The 14,611-nt window shown below is 45.1% G+C and carries 15 protein-coding genes; 9 read left to right on the plus strand and 6 right to left on the minus strand.

The features are described from left to right. The first annotated feature begins 44 nt into the window (after positions 1 to 44). From BSR11_RS09910 to BSR11_RS09925, 4 genes are read left to right on the plus strand one after another with little or no spacing between them, the layout of a single operon-like run. Positions 45 to 1,160, plus strand: a complete 1,116-nt coding sequence (locus BSR11_RS09910) for a LysM peptidoglycan-binding domain-containing protein (protein WP_240004062.1) — start codon at positions 45 to 47, stop codon at positions 1,158 to 1,160. Between the two features lie 4 nt (positions 1,161 to 1,164). After that, entirely contained in the window at positions 1,165 to 2,298 is a 1,134-nt protein-coding gene (gene dprA, locus BSR11_RS09915; protein WP_072670249.1) for a DNA-processing protein DprA, read from the plus strand. Then, positions 2,295 to 2,771 carry a DUF494 family protein gene (locus BSR11_RS09920; RefSeq protein ID WP_072670250.1) on the plus strand — a complete coding sequence of 159 codons (477 nt, stop codon included), beginning with the start codon at positions 2,295 to 2,297 and terminating at the stop codon, positions 2,769 to 2,771. The genes dprA and BSR11_RS09920 overlap by 4 nt, the downstream gene beginning before the upstream one ends. Before the next feature lie 6 nt (positions 2,772 to 2,777). Continuing rightward, the gene (locus BSR11_RS09925) at positions 2,778 to 3,350 is read left to right on the plus strand and encodes a DNA topoisomerase family protein (protein WP_072670251.1); all 573 of its coding nucleotides are present in this window, start codon (positions 2,778 to 2,780) and stop codon (positions 3,348 to 3,350) included. Positions 3,351 to 3,367: 17 nt separating this feature from the next. Here BSR11_RS09925 and mioC read toward each other — a convergent pair whose 3' ends face one another. The 6 genes from mioC to rpmH form a co-directional block, all read right to left on the minus strand. Further along, entirely contained in the window at positions 3,368 to 3,808 is a 441-nt protein-coding gene (gene mioC, locus BSR11_RS09930; protein WP_072670252.1) for an FMN-binding protein MioC, read from the minus strand. Positions 3,809 to 3,915: 107 nt separating this feature from the next. Then, the gene (gene mnmE, locus BSR11_RS09935; RefSeq protein ID WP_072670253.1) at positions 3,916 to 5,277 is read right to left on the minus strand and encodes a tRNA uridine-5-carboxymethylaminomethyl(34) synthesis GTPase MnmE; all 1,362 of its coding nucleotides are present in this window, start codon (positions 5,275 to 5,277) and stop codon (positions 3,916 to 3,918) included. 94 nt (positions 5,278 to 5,371) lie between these two features. Then, positions 5,372 to 6,994 (minus strand): membrane protein insertase YidC, encoded by a 1,623-nt coding sequence (yidC, locus tag BSR11_RS09940; protein ID WP_072670254.1) that lies wholly within the window; start codon positions 6,992 to 6,994, stop codon positions 5,372 to 5,374. A gap of 2 nt (positions 6,995 to 6,996) precedes the next feature. Then, positions 6,997 to 7,254, minus strand: coding sequence for a membrane protein insertion efficiency factor YidD (yidD, locus tag BSR11_RS09945; protein WP_072670255.1), 258 nt, complete (start codon positions 7,252 to 7,254; stop codon positions 6,997 to 6,999). Further along, on the minus strand, positions 7,221 to 7,544 hold the full coding sequence (rnpA, locus tag BSR11_RS09950; protein ID WP_233268204.1) for a ribonuclease P protein component: 324 nt from the start codon (positions 7,542 to 7,544) through the stop codon (positions 7,221 to 7,223). The genes yidD and rnpA overlap by 34 nt, the downstream gene beginning before the upstream one ends. A gap of 46 nt (positions 7,545 to 7,590) precedes the next feature. Then, positions 7,591 to 7,728 (minus strand): 50S ribosomal protein L34, encoded by a 138-nt coding sequence (rpmH, locus tag BSR11_RS09955; RefSeq protein ID WP_072670256.1) that lies wholly within the window; start codon positions 7,726 to 7,728, stop codon positions 7,591 to 7,593. 218 nt (positions 7,729 to 7,946) lie between these two features. Here rpmH and BSR11_RS17295 point away from each other — a divergent pair, with 218 nt between their 5' ends. From BSR11_RS17295 to gyrB, 5 genes are all read left to right on the plus strand, one after another. Next, a complete protein-coding gene (locus BSR11_RS17295; RefSeq protein ID WP_167363657.1) occupies positions 7,947 to 8,093 on the plus strand; it encodes a hypothetical protein in 147 nt (48 codons plus the stop codon). A 226-nt stretch (positions 8,094 to 8,319) separates the two neighbouring features. Further along, positions 8,320 to 9,732 carry a chromosomal replication initiator protein DnaA gene (dnaA, locus tag BSR11_RS09960; RefSeq protein WP_072670257.1) on the plus strand — a complete coding sequence of 471 codons (1,413 nt, stop codon included), beginning with the start codon at positions 8,320 to 8,322 and terminating at the stop codon, positions 9,730 to 9,732. A gap of 68 nt (positions 9,733 to 9,800) precedes the next feature. After that, the gene (gene dnaN / locus BSR11_RS09965; protein WP_072670258.1) at positions 9,801 to 10,901 is read left to right on the plus strand and encodes a DNA polymerase III subunit beta; all 1,101 of its coding nucleotides are present in this window, start codon (positions 9,801 to 9,803) and stop codon (positions 10,899 to 10,901) included. 21 nt (positions 10,902 to 10,922) lie between these two features. After that, positions 10,923 to 12,002 carry a DNA replication/repair protein RecF gene (gene recF, locus BSR11_RS09970; RefSeq protein WP_072670259.1) on the plus strand — a complete coding sequence of 360 codons (1,080 nt, stop codon included), beginning with the start codon at positions 10,923 to 10,925 and terminating at the stop codon, positions 12,000 to 12,002. An 18-nt stretch (positions 12,003 to 12,020) separates the two neighbouring features. Then, on the plus strand, positions 12,021 to 14,438 hold the full coding sequence (gene gyrB, locus BSR11_RS09975; protein WP_072670260.1) for a DNA topoisomerase (ATP-hydrolyzing) subunit B: 2,418 nt from the start codon (positions 12,021 to 12,023) through the stop codon (positions 14,436 to 14,438). The last annotated feature ends 173 nt before the right edge of the window (positions 14,439 to 14,611 follow it).

A 14,611-nucleotide genomic window follows, 5' to 3' on the forward strand; every position in this document is an offset into this window, starting at 1 on the left:
ATTTCTCACAAACCTTTTTCTCATTCATCCAGCAAGGAAGTCAGATGATGGCCGTATTAATGACTCGACATCGCTCTCTGTGGTTATTGTTCAGATCGCTCGGTTTCGTTGTTCTCAGTTTATCCATCAATACGTTAGCTTATGCATCCCCCTTAACCATTAAAGACTCTGCACCACGAACTTATACCGTGGTCAAAGGCGACACACTGTGGGATATTTCTGCCCTGTATTTAGACAGTCCGTGGCTCTGGCCACGCCTGTGGCAAGCAAACCCTGAGATCAAAAATCCACATTTAATTTACCCTGGCGATCAACTGACGTTAATCTGGCGCGGCGGTCAACCGGCTCTAACTCTCAAGCCGATGATCAAACTCAGCCCACAGGCTCGGATACTCGAAAAGTCCCCCGTCACCACCATCAAAGAACAATTACTATTACCTTATTTACAGGTTGATAGACTGATTCCCTCCCAAGAGTTGAACGACCAGTTACGCATTCTTGGATCGAATCAAGGCAAACAATACCTGAGTCAACAAGATACGCTATACCTTGAAGGTCAACATGAGGCGCAACATTGGGGTATCTATCGAGCGATGAATGAGTTTCATCACGCTGATCACTCGATGTGGGCTTTACGGCGCTTGGCAACTGCACAGCGAGTTAGCAGTACGGACTCAATCACAGCCTTAACCATTGACGAAATGAACCAAGAGATCCGAACCAACGATATCGCTTTGCCAGAAATCAATCTAGAGTCGTTACTAAGCACGACTTTTTTCCCTCACCCAGCACCACGTGATGCACGCCCTAGATTACTCGGCACGTTGGAAGGCAGTCAATATGCAGCTAAACACCATGTGGTGGTCATCGACCATGGACAACAAGAAGGTCTAGAGCAAGGCAGTATGTTTGAACTTTATCAAGTCGGCCAAACGGTTTACCAAAAAGGAGGGCAATATAGCGACGTAGCACAGCGTGCTAGCAAAGCAATTACGTTACCAGAGAAAAAAATCGGTACTCTCATGGTCATTCGTCCTTATCCAACCATGAGTTTAGCGCTGATCACCAGTAGCCAAGCTGCGATTGATAATCAGACATTGCTCCTGCCTCCCGAAGTATCGGATACCGCAACATCGACATTCAGTTCACTTCTTCAATAGAGCCATGATGCCAACCAACCAGCATGATTTAGCCATATGGCTTGCGCTCTGTTTTACGCCTAAGTTAACCCAAAAGAACTTAAGCCGATTACTGAGTCGTGATGGATTGACCAACCTTGCTGGTTACAGTGCCGAACAATGGCTGGCTCTGGGATTAACCGCTCAACAAGTGGATTATCTGCTTAACCAAAGTAAGAAGGACGTTGAACAGTGTTTAATCTGGCAGCAACAAGCCACACAGCGTCATATCATCTCTCTCTATGATGAGGTCAATTATCCTCCCTTATTGCGTGAAATTCCCTCGCCCCCCAAAGTATTGTTTGTTGAAGGGCAACGACACTGGTTAAAACAACCTCAAATCGCCATTGTTGGCAGCCGCAATGCGACGATTGATAATCAACACATCGCCCAACAATTTGCTGGTGAATTAGTCGCACACGATGTCGTGATCACCAGTGGACTGGCTTTAGGTATTGATGGTTATGCGCATGATGGTGCCCTGAAAGCGGGGGGCGCAACCTTAGCCGTATTAGGCTCAGGGCTTGATTATCTTTATCCTGCCCGACATAAGACTCTTGCTGAGCGGATCAAAGCCAATGGAGCATTAATCTCTGAATTTCGCCCGAATACGCCACCGCGTGCCGAGCATTTTCCTCGGCGTAATCGCATTATCAGTGGCTTATCACTTGGGGTGTTGATCGTAGAGGCGGCTGAAAAAAGTGGCTCATTAATCACCGCCCGCTATGCAATAGAGCAAGGGCGAGACGTTTTTGTGATTCCCGGTCCAATCACCAGCGCCAATAGCCAAGGCAGTAATCAACTGATCCGTCAAGGAGCCTGCCTCGTACAAAATGTTGAGGATATTTTGGCAGAAGTAGAAAACGTGCTCAATTGGTGCAAAGATTCATCCTCGACGACACAAGGTGAACTTTTTTCTTGCCCAAATGATGAAGAACAATTGCCATTTCCCGAGCTGTTAGCTAACGTAGGAGTAGAAGCGACACCAGTTGATATTTTGGCACAACGGACCCATATCCCCGTGCAAGAAGTCATGATGCAGCTACTAGAGTTAGAGCTTTTAGGCCATGTTGTTGCCGTTTCCGGTGGCTATATTCGTAAGGGGAGAGGCAAGCTATGATGATGGATATTTTGATGTATCTATTTGAGACGTATATCCATAGCGATGCTGAATTGCAAGTGGATCAAGACGAACTCGAAGATGAATTGTTAAGAGCAGGCTTTCATCAACCAGACATATACAAGGCACTACATTGGCTCGAAGAGCTGGCGGCGTTGCAACAAACCGATACTCACTCCGCCATTGCCAGCAGTGCAACCACGTCAATGCGAATATTCACTGGCCAAGAAATGGAACGTTTGGATATTGAAGCGCGTGGATTCTTATTGTTTTTAGAACAAATCAAAGTATTAACCTCTGATACCAGAGAAATGGTTATTGATCGAGTCATGGGCTTAGAAACCAATGAATTCGAACTCGATGACTTGAAATGGATTATCTTAATGGTGCTGTTTAATGTTCCAGGCAATGAAAATGCCTATACCATGATGGAAGAGCTGCTATACAGCAAAGAACAAGGTATTTTGCATTAGACAGCTATGAGTAACTCTATAGATCCTGCGCTGTTTTCGGCTCATGAACAGGCACTCAGCCATCAACCATGCCCTAAGTGCGGCGGAGCGTTGCAGCTTCGTCGTGCTAAGCTTGGTCCATTTTTAGGCTGTGAGCACTACCCCGACTGTGACTATATTAAACCCTTACATCACAACGATGGACAAATTGTCAAACAACTCGGAGTCGCTTGCCCTGAATGTCAACATGAACTGGTGCTACGCCAAGGTCGCTACGGCATGTTTATCGGTTGTAGTCACTACCCAATCTGTCACCATATCGAGTCACCAACCGCGACAACACCGAACGAAAACCATACGACGAACCTAGTTTGTCCTGAATGTCATCAAGGCCATCTAGTGGAGCGTCAATCACGCTTTGGTAAAACCTTTTATGCCTGTGATGCCTTCCCAAAATGCAAATTTGCCGTCAACCAGAAGCCATTAGCAGGACAATGCCAAGCTTGTGGCTTTCCGTTACTGGTAGAGAAAAAATTTGCCAGCGGAACGAAACACTTATGTGCAAACCGTAAATGCGCCCAGGTTCAATCCGCCGACTAACTTACCGCATATTCAGGTTACTTCGCCACACGCTGAATAAATTCACTTAACCACTCTTCAACCGCATCTTCAGGGACAGGATGTTGCTGAATATCAATGGTTAAGCAATCTACAATCGGTGTTGCGCCAATGTCTTCCAATAAATCATCAGCGTGTTTTCCCGCCGCACAAAAGGTGTCATAACTTGAATCACCAATCGCAACCACCGCGTAAGATAACAGCTGAGTATTCGGTGGCGTTTGCTGCAGATCATGAATAAAAGGCTGAATATTATCAGGATAATCCCCAGCACCGTGGGTTGAGGTCACAATCAGCCATGTGCCTTGTGCTGGAATATCCGCCAATACGGGCTGGTTATGAATCTGAGTATCCAACCCCGCTTGCTGCAGTACGTCACTAATGTGATCGCCTACATACTCAGCCCCACCCAAGGTACTTCCGGTAATAATATGAATCATGTGCATTACTCGATTAACGAATATAAAAAGAGGTTGTTTGCCTTAAGATGGTCTGAATTAGGACGAATACCCCTACAGTTCATAATGGCAGACAACAACTGACTAATCTATTTACCAATACAAAACGAAGAAAAAATACGGCCAAGGAGATCATCAGAACTGAACTCGCCGGTGATCTCATTTAAGTGCTGCTGAGCAATGCGTAACTCTTCGGCAAGAATCTCACCAGCCATGTAACCTTCCAGTTGCTGCTGGCCAATCGCTAAGTGTTCAGCGGCACGCTCTAACGCATCAAGATGGCGACGTCGCGCCATAAAACCACCTTCTTGATTACCGGTAAAGCCCATGCACTGTTTCAAATGCGTGCGTAGCGCTTCGACACCTTGACCTGTTTTGGCCGAAAGACGGATCAAGGTTGGTTGGCTTGTCTGACATACACCAAGAGTTTCACCGGTCTGATCGACTTTATTACGGATCACTGTCATACCCATATGATCCGGTAAACGGTCGACAAAATCAGGCCAAATCTCTTTCGGATCGGTTGCCTCAGTCGTTGTACCATCAACCATAAATAAAACGCGATCGGCTTGTTTAATTTCTTCCCACGCGCGTTCAATACCAATTTTTTCCACTTCGTCCGATGCTTCACGTAAACCTGCAGTATCAATAATATGCAGCGGCATACCATCAATATGAATGTGTTCACGCAATACATCACGCGTGGTACCAGCAATATCGGTGACAATTGCCGAGTCTTTACCCGATAACGCATTTAACAGACTCGATTTACCGGCATTAGGACGCCCAGCTATCACCACTTTCATCCCTTCACGCATAATCGCGCCTTGGTTGGCTTCTTGGCGAACCGCGGCCAGATTATCAATGATGGTTTGTAAATCGGCAGAAACTTTCCCATCGGCTAGAAAATCAATTTCTTCTTCCGGGAAATCGATCGCTGCTTCGACGTAAATGCGTAAATGAATCAACGACTCGACTAGAGTATTAATGCGTTTAGAAAACTGCCCTTGCAGCGATTGAAGAGCGGATTTTGCCGCCTGCTCTGAACTGGCGTCAATTAAGTCCGCTATCGCTTCGGCTTGAGTTAAATCTAACTTATCGTTTAAAAACGCGCGCTCGGAAAACTCTCCAGGGCGTGCTGGACGAAGACCTGGAATCGCTAAGATACGCTTGATCAACATGTCCATCACCACAGGTCCGCCATGACCTTGTAGTTCTAGTACATCTTCACCAGTAAAGGAGTGGGGGTTTGGAAAATACAGCGCGATGCCTTGGTCTAGTTCAGTACCATCAGCATCCTTAAAAGACAGATACTGCGCATAACGAGGCTTAAGGTCCATCCCGGTTACTTGTTTGGCCACAAAAGCGGCTTGTGGGCCAGAAACACGAATGATGCCAACGCCGCCTCGCCCAGGAGCGGTAGCTTGCGCGACAATGGTATCGGTGGTCATACTATTACCTACTTAACGATCGATGAGTGATTATTGTAATCAGCGGCGAACAAAAAGGCGACCAAAAGGTCGCCTTCATTCACGATATATAGCCTTACTTAGAATGCAAACCGCGCTTCTCAAGTGAACGGTAAATCAACGTTTGTTGAATTAACGTTACGATGTTCGATACCAACCAGTAAAGCACTAAGCCTGATGGGAAGAACAGGAAGAAGAAGGTAAACATCACTGGCATGAAGGTCATGATCTTCTGCTGCATAGGGTCAGTAATAGTGTTCGGACTCATTTTCTGAATCAGGAACATACTGGCACCCATCAAGAGTGGCAAGATGTAATATGGGTCTTGCGCCGATAAGTCATGAATCCAACCAAAGAACGGTGAATGACGTAATTCAACCGATTCCATCAGTGCCCAGTAAAGCGCAATGAAGATTGGCATCTGTAACAAGATAGGCAGACAGCCACCCAGAGGGTTCACTTTCTCTTTCTTGTACAATTCCATCATTTCTTGACTCATGCGCTGGCGATCATCACCAATACGCTCACGCATAGCTTGCAACTTAGGCTGCAGCATACGCATTTTAGCCATCGAAGTGTATTGCGCTTTGGTCAGTGGGTACATGGCACCACGGACGATAAAGGTCAAACAGATGATTGCGACACCCCAGTTGCCAACAAAGCTCTGAATAAATGACAACAAAGTATGCAGCGGTTTAGCAATAAACCATAACCAACCATAGTCGACCACCAAATCTAGATTCGGAGCGGTAGCGGCCATTTCATTTTGCAATTTAGGGCCAACCCATAAGGTCGCGGTAAACTGAGTCGCATCACCATCAGCAATAGTTTTGTTCGGCATGCGAACCCCAATATCACCAACGTTACCAATCACGCGAGAATACAGATTAGTACCAGGTTCATTGCGAGGGATCCATGCGCTAGCAAAGTAATGCTGGATCATCGCTGCCCATCCCTGACCATTGGGTAAAGGAAGTGACAAGTTACGATCTTGCATATCTTTGAAGCTGAATTTTTTATAACGCGTATCTTCGGTAGAGTAAGCGCCACCACGATAAGTTGGCATCGCTAAACTGCCGCCTGAATCAAGCAAGGTTTGGCGTAAATGCGCATACATGCCCAGTGTCGCGTTATTACCAGAACGGTTGATCACATCAAAAGTAACATCAATTGCATAATCACCGCGTTTGACAATAAAGGTTTTCACGTACTCAATGCCATTTGCTTGATAGGTCATCGGAATACGCAGTTCCTGCTCACCATCCGCCAAAACAAAATGATCACTATCAACGTGATAAACCGGACGATGATTACTACTCAAATCGATACCTTGCGGACCAATCAAACCACTTTGAGCGATAAACAAGTGATTCGGGTCATTTCTTAGCAAAGTAAATGGGGTTGATGAATTAAGTTCATCAGCGTACTGATTGAGCTGAGCATGAATAATATCCCCACCAACGGTATCAATTGACAGAGTCAAAACATCCGTGGTGACCGTCACGGTTTGTGCAGCAGCACGATGTTGCTCAGGAGCAGGATCAAATTCATCTGCAAATGAAGGTGCTGGGGCCGTGGTGCTGGTTTGAGCCTGCTCAATCACTTGTGGGGCTGGGTTCTTTGCTGCTTGCCATTGCTGGAAAAGTAAAAAAGAAACAAGCGCCAAAGCAATTAACAGGATATTACGTTGAGAATCCATCGTTATTTGTCTCTGTCTGGTTTTTTGACTGGTGGAATGGGGTCATATCCCCCTTCGTTCAAAGGGTGGCATTTTAATAGACGTTTGCCAGATAACCAACACCCTTTTATAAAACCGTGAGCTCTCAATGCTTCTATCGCATAATTTGAGCAAGTCGGCGTAAACCGGCAACGAGGGCCGATGAGCGGACTGATGATCCATTGGTAAAGTTTAACTAAACCAATAGTCAACCACGTGAAGGGCGAGATAGGCGATGCCATAACTTGTCGAATAAAGTAAACAGTTCTTCATTGCTTAAATCTTGCGCGGTTTTCTTCGCGATCACAACAAAATCTTTGTTAGCAAGTTTATGTTGATGGAGACGAAAACTTTCACGAGCAATGCGTTTAAAGCGATTACGACCCACAGCCGTTTTAATTTGCTTCTTTGGGACAGCTAATCCTAAACGAGGATGAGAAAGGTTATTATCGCGAGCAATGATGGTAAAGTGAGGAGAGCCAGCACGATGCGCTTGCTGGAAGACTTTTTGATAATGCTCGGGAGTTAACAGACGTAACTCCCGATTGAACGCGTACGTATTCAAAATAATTCAGTGATTATTTTGACAGGCGCTTACGGCCTTTTGCACGACGTGCATTGATTACTTTACGACCGTTCGCAGTCGCCATGCGTGCACGGAAGCCGTGAGTACGCTTGCGCTTTAGAACTGAAGGTTGAAAAGTGCGTTTAGACATTATTATTACCTTTACTGATCAGTAGTGTTAGGTTCTTAAGTTAACCCGGCGTGGGATATGTGTCTTCGTAAAGACGCCGACGCCTCTCAACAAAGAGGCGGAATTGTAATCACAGTCACAAAAAGTGTCAATGACTTGGGGTGGCGAAGTGTTACTCATTTTTCAATAAGTCCTTTACCTCCCCATTCTTTCCGGTCGGGCGATTATACGGAGTATCGATGAAATCTCAAGGATCCTCGGTCGATCTTCACGCTTTTTTACTCAATCTACTTTTTCTCCATACTCTTAATTTACGGATCCCACTGCATCTGATGCACATCTTATACCGAGTTAGCCATAGCTTATTGGCGATTAATACAAAGTAAGATAGTAAAAATCGCTATTGGGGATAACTTAACAAGATCTTAGTATATGTGGATCATAATGGGGGTAATTACCCCGATCCCTGTGAGGATCCTCGTAAATACCCCCAGAAGCTTGTGTATAACTTCGATCTTATTCAAGAGTTTATCGATCAATCACTGGCGATCTAAGTTATCAACAGGTAGAATCACCTTCTTTATCAGCCATTAATTTTAGAGTGAGGGAACCGTGTCATCTTCGCTTTGGTTGCAGTGTTTGCAACAGCTTCAAGAAGAGCTACCAGCCACAGAATTCAGCATGTGGGTTCGTCCGTTACAAGCGGAGCTCAATGACAATACTCTCACTTTGTTCGCCCCAAACCGCTTTGTTCTCGATTGGGTACGTGATAAATACATAAATAACATCAACCGGTTGCTTAGAGAGCATTGTGGTCACAATGCGCCGAGTTTACGCTTTGAAGTCGGTAGCCGACGAGTAACAGCCTCGGTGCCAGTCGCTGCCACGCCAGTGAGAACCGCGGCAGATGTCGCGGCTGAATCCTCAGCACCAGCGCAATTAGCTCAGCGCAGACCAGTAAATAAAACATGGGACGACGATTCTGCCGCTAGCGATATTAATCATCGCTCTAACGTAAACCCTAAACATAAGTTTAATAATTTTGTTGAAGGTAAGTCGAACCAACTCGGCCTTGCTGCCGCGCGTCAAGTGGCCGATAACCCAGGTGCAGCTTATAACCCATTGTTTTTATATGGGGGAACTGGCTTGGGTAAAACTCACCTACTGCACGCGGTGGGCAATGCGATTGTCGATAACAAACCCAATGCGAAAGTGGTCTACATGCACTCTGAGCGTTTTGTGCAAGATATGGTTAAAGCACTACAAAATAACGCGATTGAAGAATTTAAACGTTACTATCGTAGCGTCGATGCTTTATTGATCGATGACATTCAATTTTTTGCCAACAAAGAACGTTCACAAGAAGAGTTTTTCCATACCTTCAACGCATTACTTGAAGGTAATCAACAGATCATTTTAACATCGGATCGTTATCCTAAAGAGATCAATGGGGTAGAAGATCGCCTGAAATCTCGTTTTGGCTGGGGATTAACCGTTGCGATTGAGCCTCCGGAATTAGAAACTCGCGTAGCCATATTAATGACCAAAGCGGAAGATCATCAAATTCATCTTCCTGATGAAGTCGCGTTCTTTATTGCCAAACGCTTACGTTCTAATGTTCGTGAATTGGAAGGGGCACTTAACCGAGTGATCGCCAATGCCAATTTTACCGGTCGACCGATCACCATTGATTTTGTCCGTGAAGCGTTGCGCGATCTGCTCGCTTTACAAGAGAAACTGGTCACTATTGATAACATTCAAAAGACCGTCGCTGAATACTACAAAATCAAAGTCGCTGATTTGTTATCTAAGCGTCGCTCTCGCTCTGTGGCTCGTCCTCGCCAACTGGCGATGGCACTGTCGAAGGAACTGACCAACCATAGCCTACCAGAAATCGGCGATGCGTTCGGTGGTAGAGATCATACGACGGTCCTGCATGCTTGCCGAAAAATCGAACAATTGCGTGAAGAAAGTCACGACATAAAAGAAGATTATTCCAATTTAATTCGTACCCTTTCTTCATAAGTTTTTGCGCTATATTGAAGGCTCACTTGGTACCGTTTTATTCCATATCGTTAGGTTAAGATCTCACTATGAAATTTACCATTGAACGTAGTCACTTTATTAAACCCCTGCAACAGGTCTCCGGTACATTAGGTGGGCGAGCAACATTACCCATTTTAAGTAATTTATTATTAAAAATTGAGAATGACCAACTCTCGATCACCGCAACCGACTTAGAAGTAGAGTTAATCAGTCGAGTGACGTTGGAAGGCGATTTTGAAGCCGGTAGTATTACCGTTCCAGCGCGTAAGTTTTTGGATATCTGCCGTGGTTTACCAGACAGTGCGGTGATTACCGTACTACTTGAAGGGGACCGCATTTCGATTCGCTCTGGTCGTAGCCGTTTTTCTTTAGCCACCTTACCAGCCAATGATTTCCCAAACATTGAAGACTGGCAGAGCGATATCGATATTACTGTCACCCAAGCTGAATTGCGTGGGCTGATTGAGAAGACTCAGTTTTCTATGGCCAACCAAGACGTACGTTATTATCTCAATGGTATGCTGTTTGAAATCGATGGGACAACCTTACGTGCCGTAGCGACAGATGGTCACCGTATGGCTGTCGCTCAAACAACCATCACTCAAGCGTTGGCAAACAAACAAATCATCGTTCCTCGTAAAGGTATTTTAGAGCTCGTAAAATTGCTTGATGCGCCAGAACAACCCGTTGTGTTGCAAATTGGTGCCTCCAACCTCCGTGCTGAAGTCAATAATTTTGTCTTCACATCGAAGCTCGTTGATGGCCGTTTTCCAGATTATCGCCGAGTTTTACCACAAAATACCAATAAAACATTGCTCACCGGCTGTGATGAATTACGTCAAGCTTTCTCACGTGCGGCTATCTTATCCAATGAAAAATTTCGTGGTGTGCGCGTGAATCTTGCTCAAGGTACGATGCGCATTACCGCTAATAACCCAGAGCAAGAAGAAGCAGAAGAGATGCTCGATGTGAACTTTAGCGGTGAAGCGATAGAAATTGGTTTTAACGTCAGCTATGTGATTGATGTGCTCAATACCTTACGCTGTGACCAGGTTCGCATCTCAATGTCAGATGCCAATGCCAGTGCGCTCATCGAAAACGTTGAGGACGACAGTGCTATGTACGTGGTCATGCCTATCCGTCTTTAATTGACCGATAAAGAACATATCATGCCATTGACTCGCTTAGTCGTTCAGCAATTTCGTAACATTAAAGCCTGTGATATAACCCTGTCATCAGGCTTTAACTTTCTCATTGGGCCCAATGGCAGCGGTAAAACCAGTGTACTAGAAGCTATCTATTTATTGGGCCATGGTCGCTCATTTAAGAGCTCATTAACTGGAAGAGTGATTCAAAATGAGTGCTCAGAGCTATTTGTTCATGGCCGTTTTTTGAACTCGGATCAATTTGAGCTACCGATTGGCATTAATAAGCAGCGAGATGGCTCTACAGAGGTTAAAATAGGCGGTCAATCAGGACAGAAGTTAGCTCAACTGGCACAGGTCTTACCATTACAGTTAATTCATCCGGAAGGATTTGAACTGTTAACCGATGGACCGAAACAACGTCGAGCCTTTATTGATTGGGGAGTTTTTCATTCTCAACCGGCTTTTTTTGATGCTTGGGGGCGATTTAAACGCTTAAATAAACAACGCAACGCATTACTTAAAACCGCCAAAAGCTATCGTGAGATCAGCTACTGGGATCAAGAGTTAGCTCAACTTGCCGAGCAGATAGATCAGTGGCGTCAGATCTATGTTGAACAAATGAAAAAAGTGGCTGAAGCATTGTGTCAAAGCTTCTTACCCGAATTTTCGATAAGCTTAACCTATTATCGAGGTTGGGATAAACAAACGCCTTATAAAGAGATATTACAAAACAACTTTGCCCGTGACCAATTGTTAGGTTACACCTTCAGTGGTCCAAACAAAGCGGATTTGAAAATAAAAGTTAATGGGACACCTGTAGAAGATGTTCTATCTCGCGGCCAGCTTAAGTTGATGGTTTGCGCCCTGCGCGTAGCACAAGGTCAACATTTAACCGAGCTGACCGGGAAGCAATGCATTTATCTGATTGATGATTTTGCTTCCGAACTCGATAGCCAACGTCGTCAGCGTCTTGCAGACTGCTTAAAAACGACGGGGGCTCAAGTTTTTGTAAGTTCTATTACTGAAAGTCAAGTCACCGACATGATCGAGCCGAATAGCAAGATGTTTCATGTCGAACATGGCACAATAGAGCAAGGATAACTACTGAGAGAGTCACTCATGTCGAATAATTACGATTCATCGAGTATTAAGGTACTGAAGGGTCTAGACGCGGTACGTAAGCGTCCAGGAATGTACATCGGCGACACCGATGATGGCACCGGTCTTCACCACATGGTTTTTGAGGTGGTGGATAACTCAATAGATGAAGCGTTAGCGGGTCACTGTAAAGATATCGTCGTGACAATTCATGAAGATAACTCGGTATCGGTCAGCGATGATGGCCGTGGTATCCCAACGGAACTGCATTCTGAAGAAAACGTCTCTGCTGCGGAAGTCATCATGACCGTCTTGCATGCTGGGGGCAAGTTTGATGATAACTCTTATAAAGTATCTGGCGGCTTGCACGGCGTTGGGGTTTCTGTCGTCAACGCGTTGTCTGAAAAAGTCGTGTTAACCATCTATCGTGGTGGCAAAGTTCATACCCAAACTTATCGTCATGGTGTACCTCAAGCCCCGTTAGCGGTGGTTGGTGATACCGAACGTACAGGTACTACACTGCGTTTTTGGCCAAGTGCTGAGACATTTACCAATATTGAATTTCATTATGAAATTCTAGCCAAACGTCTGCGTGAACTGTCTTTTTTAAACTCAGGCGTCTCTATTCGTCTACAAGATGAACGTGAAGCGGATAAACACGATCACTTTATGTACGAAGGGGGAATTCAAGCATTTGTTACCCATTTGAATCGAAACAAAACCCCCATTCATGAAAAGGTTTTCCATTTTAACCAAGAACGTGACGATGGGATCAGCGTTGAAGTAGCAATGCAGTGGAATGATGGCTTCCAAGAAAACATCTACTGCTTTACCAATAACATCCCACAGCGTGATGGCGGGACTCACTTAGCTGGATTTCGTGCCGCACTGACTCGAACGCTTAACACCTATATGGAAAAAGAAGGCTACAGCAAGAAAGCCAAAACCGCGACCTCAGGCGATGATGCTCGTGAAGGCTTAACGGCGGTTGTTTCTGTTAAAGTTCCCGATCCTAAGTTCTCCAGCCAAACCAAAGACAAATTGGTCTCTTCTGAAGTGAAATCGGCGGTTGAATCGGCGATGGGTGAAAAGCTTAATGAGTTTTTAGCCGAGCATCCTTCTGAAGCAAAAATGGTGTGCAGTAAAATTATTGATGCTGCTCGAGCTCGCGAAGCGGCACGTAAAGCGCGTGAAATGACGCGCCGTAAAGGCGCACTCGATCTAGCAGGCTTACCAGGTAAGCTAGCCGATTGCCAAGAGAAAGATCCAGCGCTGTCTGAACTGTATATTGTCGAGGGTGATTCAGCCGGAGGCTCTGCTAAACAAGGGCGTAACCGTAAGAATCAAGCTATTTTACCGCTAAAAGGCAAAATCCTTAACGTTGAGAAAGCGCGTTTTGATAAAATGCTCTCTTCACAGGAAGTGGCCACGCTGATCACCGCACTGGGCTGTGGTATTGGCCGCGATGAATACAACCCAGACAAACTGCGTTATCACAATATCATCATCATGACCGATGCTGACGTCGATGGTTCGCACATCCGAACGCTATTATTGACCTTCTTCTATCGTCAAATGCCAGAATTGATCGAACGTGGCTACATCTATATTGCTCAGCCTCCATTGTATAAAGTCAAAAAAGGCAAACAAGAGCAATACATCAAAGATGAAGAAGCGATGATGCAGTATCAAATCGCTTTAGCATTAGATAATGCCTCTTTACACGTCAACACCAGTGCTCCCGCTCTCGCAGGTGAACAACTAGAGAAACTTGTCGTTCAATATAATGCCGCCATGAAACTGGTTGAACGTATGAGTCGTCGTTATCCACTGGCGATGCTCAATGAGTTTACCTACATGCCACGCTTAACTGAGCAACAATGCCAAGATAGCGACGCAGTAGAGGCGTGGACAGAACGTTTAGTTGCTCAATTAAACGCGAAAGAGGTCGGTGCAAGTCAGTATCACTTTGCAATCGAACATAATCCTGCTCTTGGTGTTTATTCTCCAAAAATAATCGTCCGTACCCATGGGGTAACGTACGATTATCTACTCAGTGTTGATTTGCTTAATTCTAAAGAATACAACCGGTTGGCGGATCTTTTTGAGGCGCTCGACGGGCTTCTAGAAGAAGGGGCATACATTCAACGTGGTGAACGCACACAAATGGTTTCCAGTTTCACCGCCGCCCTCGACTGGTTAATCAAAGAATCGCGTCGTGGTTTAGCCATTCAGCGCTATAAAGGTCTAGGAGAAATGAACCCGGATCAACTTTGGGAAACCACAATGGATCCTGAATCGCGCCGCATGATGCAAGTCACCATTGAAGATGCGGTTGGGGCTGATGAGTTATTTACTACATTGATGGGCGATCAAGTTGAGCCTCGTCGGGCCTTTATTGAGAACAACGCATTAAGAGTAGCAAACTTAGATGTGTAGTTTTTCATAACATCCTAGTTCTCTAACGCAGTGCTTTGGCACTGCGTTTTTGTTTATATAAACAGCGAAAATAACCATTTTATTCTCTTATTTCGATAAAACTGGCCTTTAGTCCTAGTATTAATCTTACCTTTACCATTTTCTGTCCTTTACTGCTTAAAAACGCCATTTTC

The sequence above is a fragment of the Vibrio injensis genome (assembly GCF_001895205.1).
Lineage (GTDB): Bacteria > Pseudomonadota > Gammaproteobacteria > Enterobacterales > Vibrionaceae > Vibrio > Vibrio injensis.

Coding starts and splice junctions, on each gene's coding strand:
- mnmE (WP_072670253.1), bottom strand. CDS start 5,277: ATGACCACCGATACCATTGTCGCGCAAGCTACCGCTCCTGGGCGAGGC.
- rpmH (WP_072670256.1), bottom strand. CDS start 7,728: ATGTCTAAACGCACTTTTCAACCTTCAGTTCTAAAGCGCAAGCGTACT.
- mioC (WP_072670252.1), bottom strand. CDS start 3,808: ATGATTCATATTATTACCGGAAGTACCTTGGGTGGGGCTGAGTATGTA.
- dprA (WP_072670249.1), top strand. CDS start 1,165: ATGATGCCAACCAACCAGCATGATTTAGCCATATGGCTTGCGCTCTGT.
- BSR11_RS17295 (WP_167363657.1), top strand. CDS start 7,947: ATGAAATCTCAAGGATCCTCGGTCGATCTTCACGCTTTTTTACTCAAT.
- BSR11_RS09925 (WP_072670251.1), top strand. CDS start 2,778: ATGAGTAACTCTATAGATCCTGCGCTGTTTTCGGCTCATGAACAGGCA.
- yidC (WP_072670254.1), bottom strand. CDS start 6,994: ATGGATTCTCAACGTAATATCCTGTTAATTGCTTTGGCGCTTGTTTCT.
- BSR11_RS09910 (WP_240004062.1), top strand. CDS start 45: ATGATGGCCGTATTAATGACTCGACATCGCTCTCTGTGGTTATTGTTC.
- BSR11_RS09920 (WP_072670250.1), top strand. CDS start 2,295: ATGATGATGGATATTTTGATGTATCTATTTGAGACGTATATCCATAGC.
- gyrB (WP_072670260.1), top strand. CDS start 12,021: ATGTCGAATAATTACGATTCATCGAGTATTAAGGTACTGAAGGGTCTA.
- recF (WP_072670259.1), top strand. CDS start 10,923: ATGCCATTGACTCGCTTAGTCGTTCAGCAATTTCGTAACATTAAAGCC.
- yidD (WP_072670255.1), bottom strand. CDS start 7,254: ATGGCATCGCCTATCTCGCCCTTCACGTGGTTGACTATTGGTTTAGTT.
- dnaN (WP_072670258.1), top strand. CDS start 9,801: ATGAAATTTACCATTGAACGTAGTCACTTTATTAAACCCCTGCAACAG.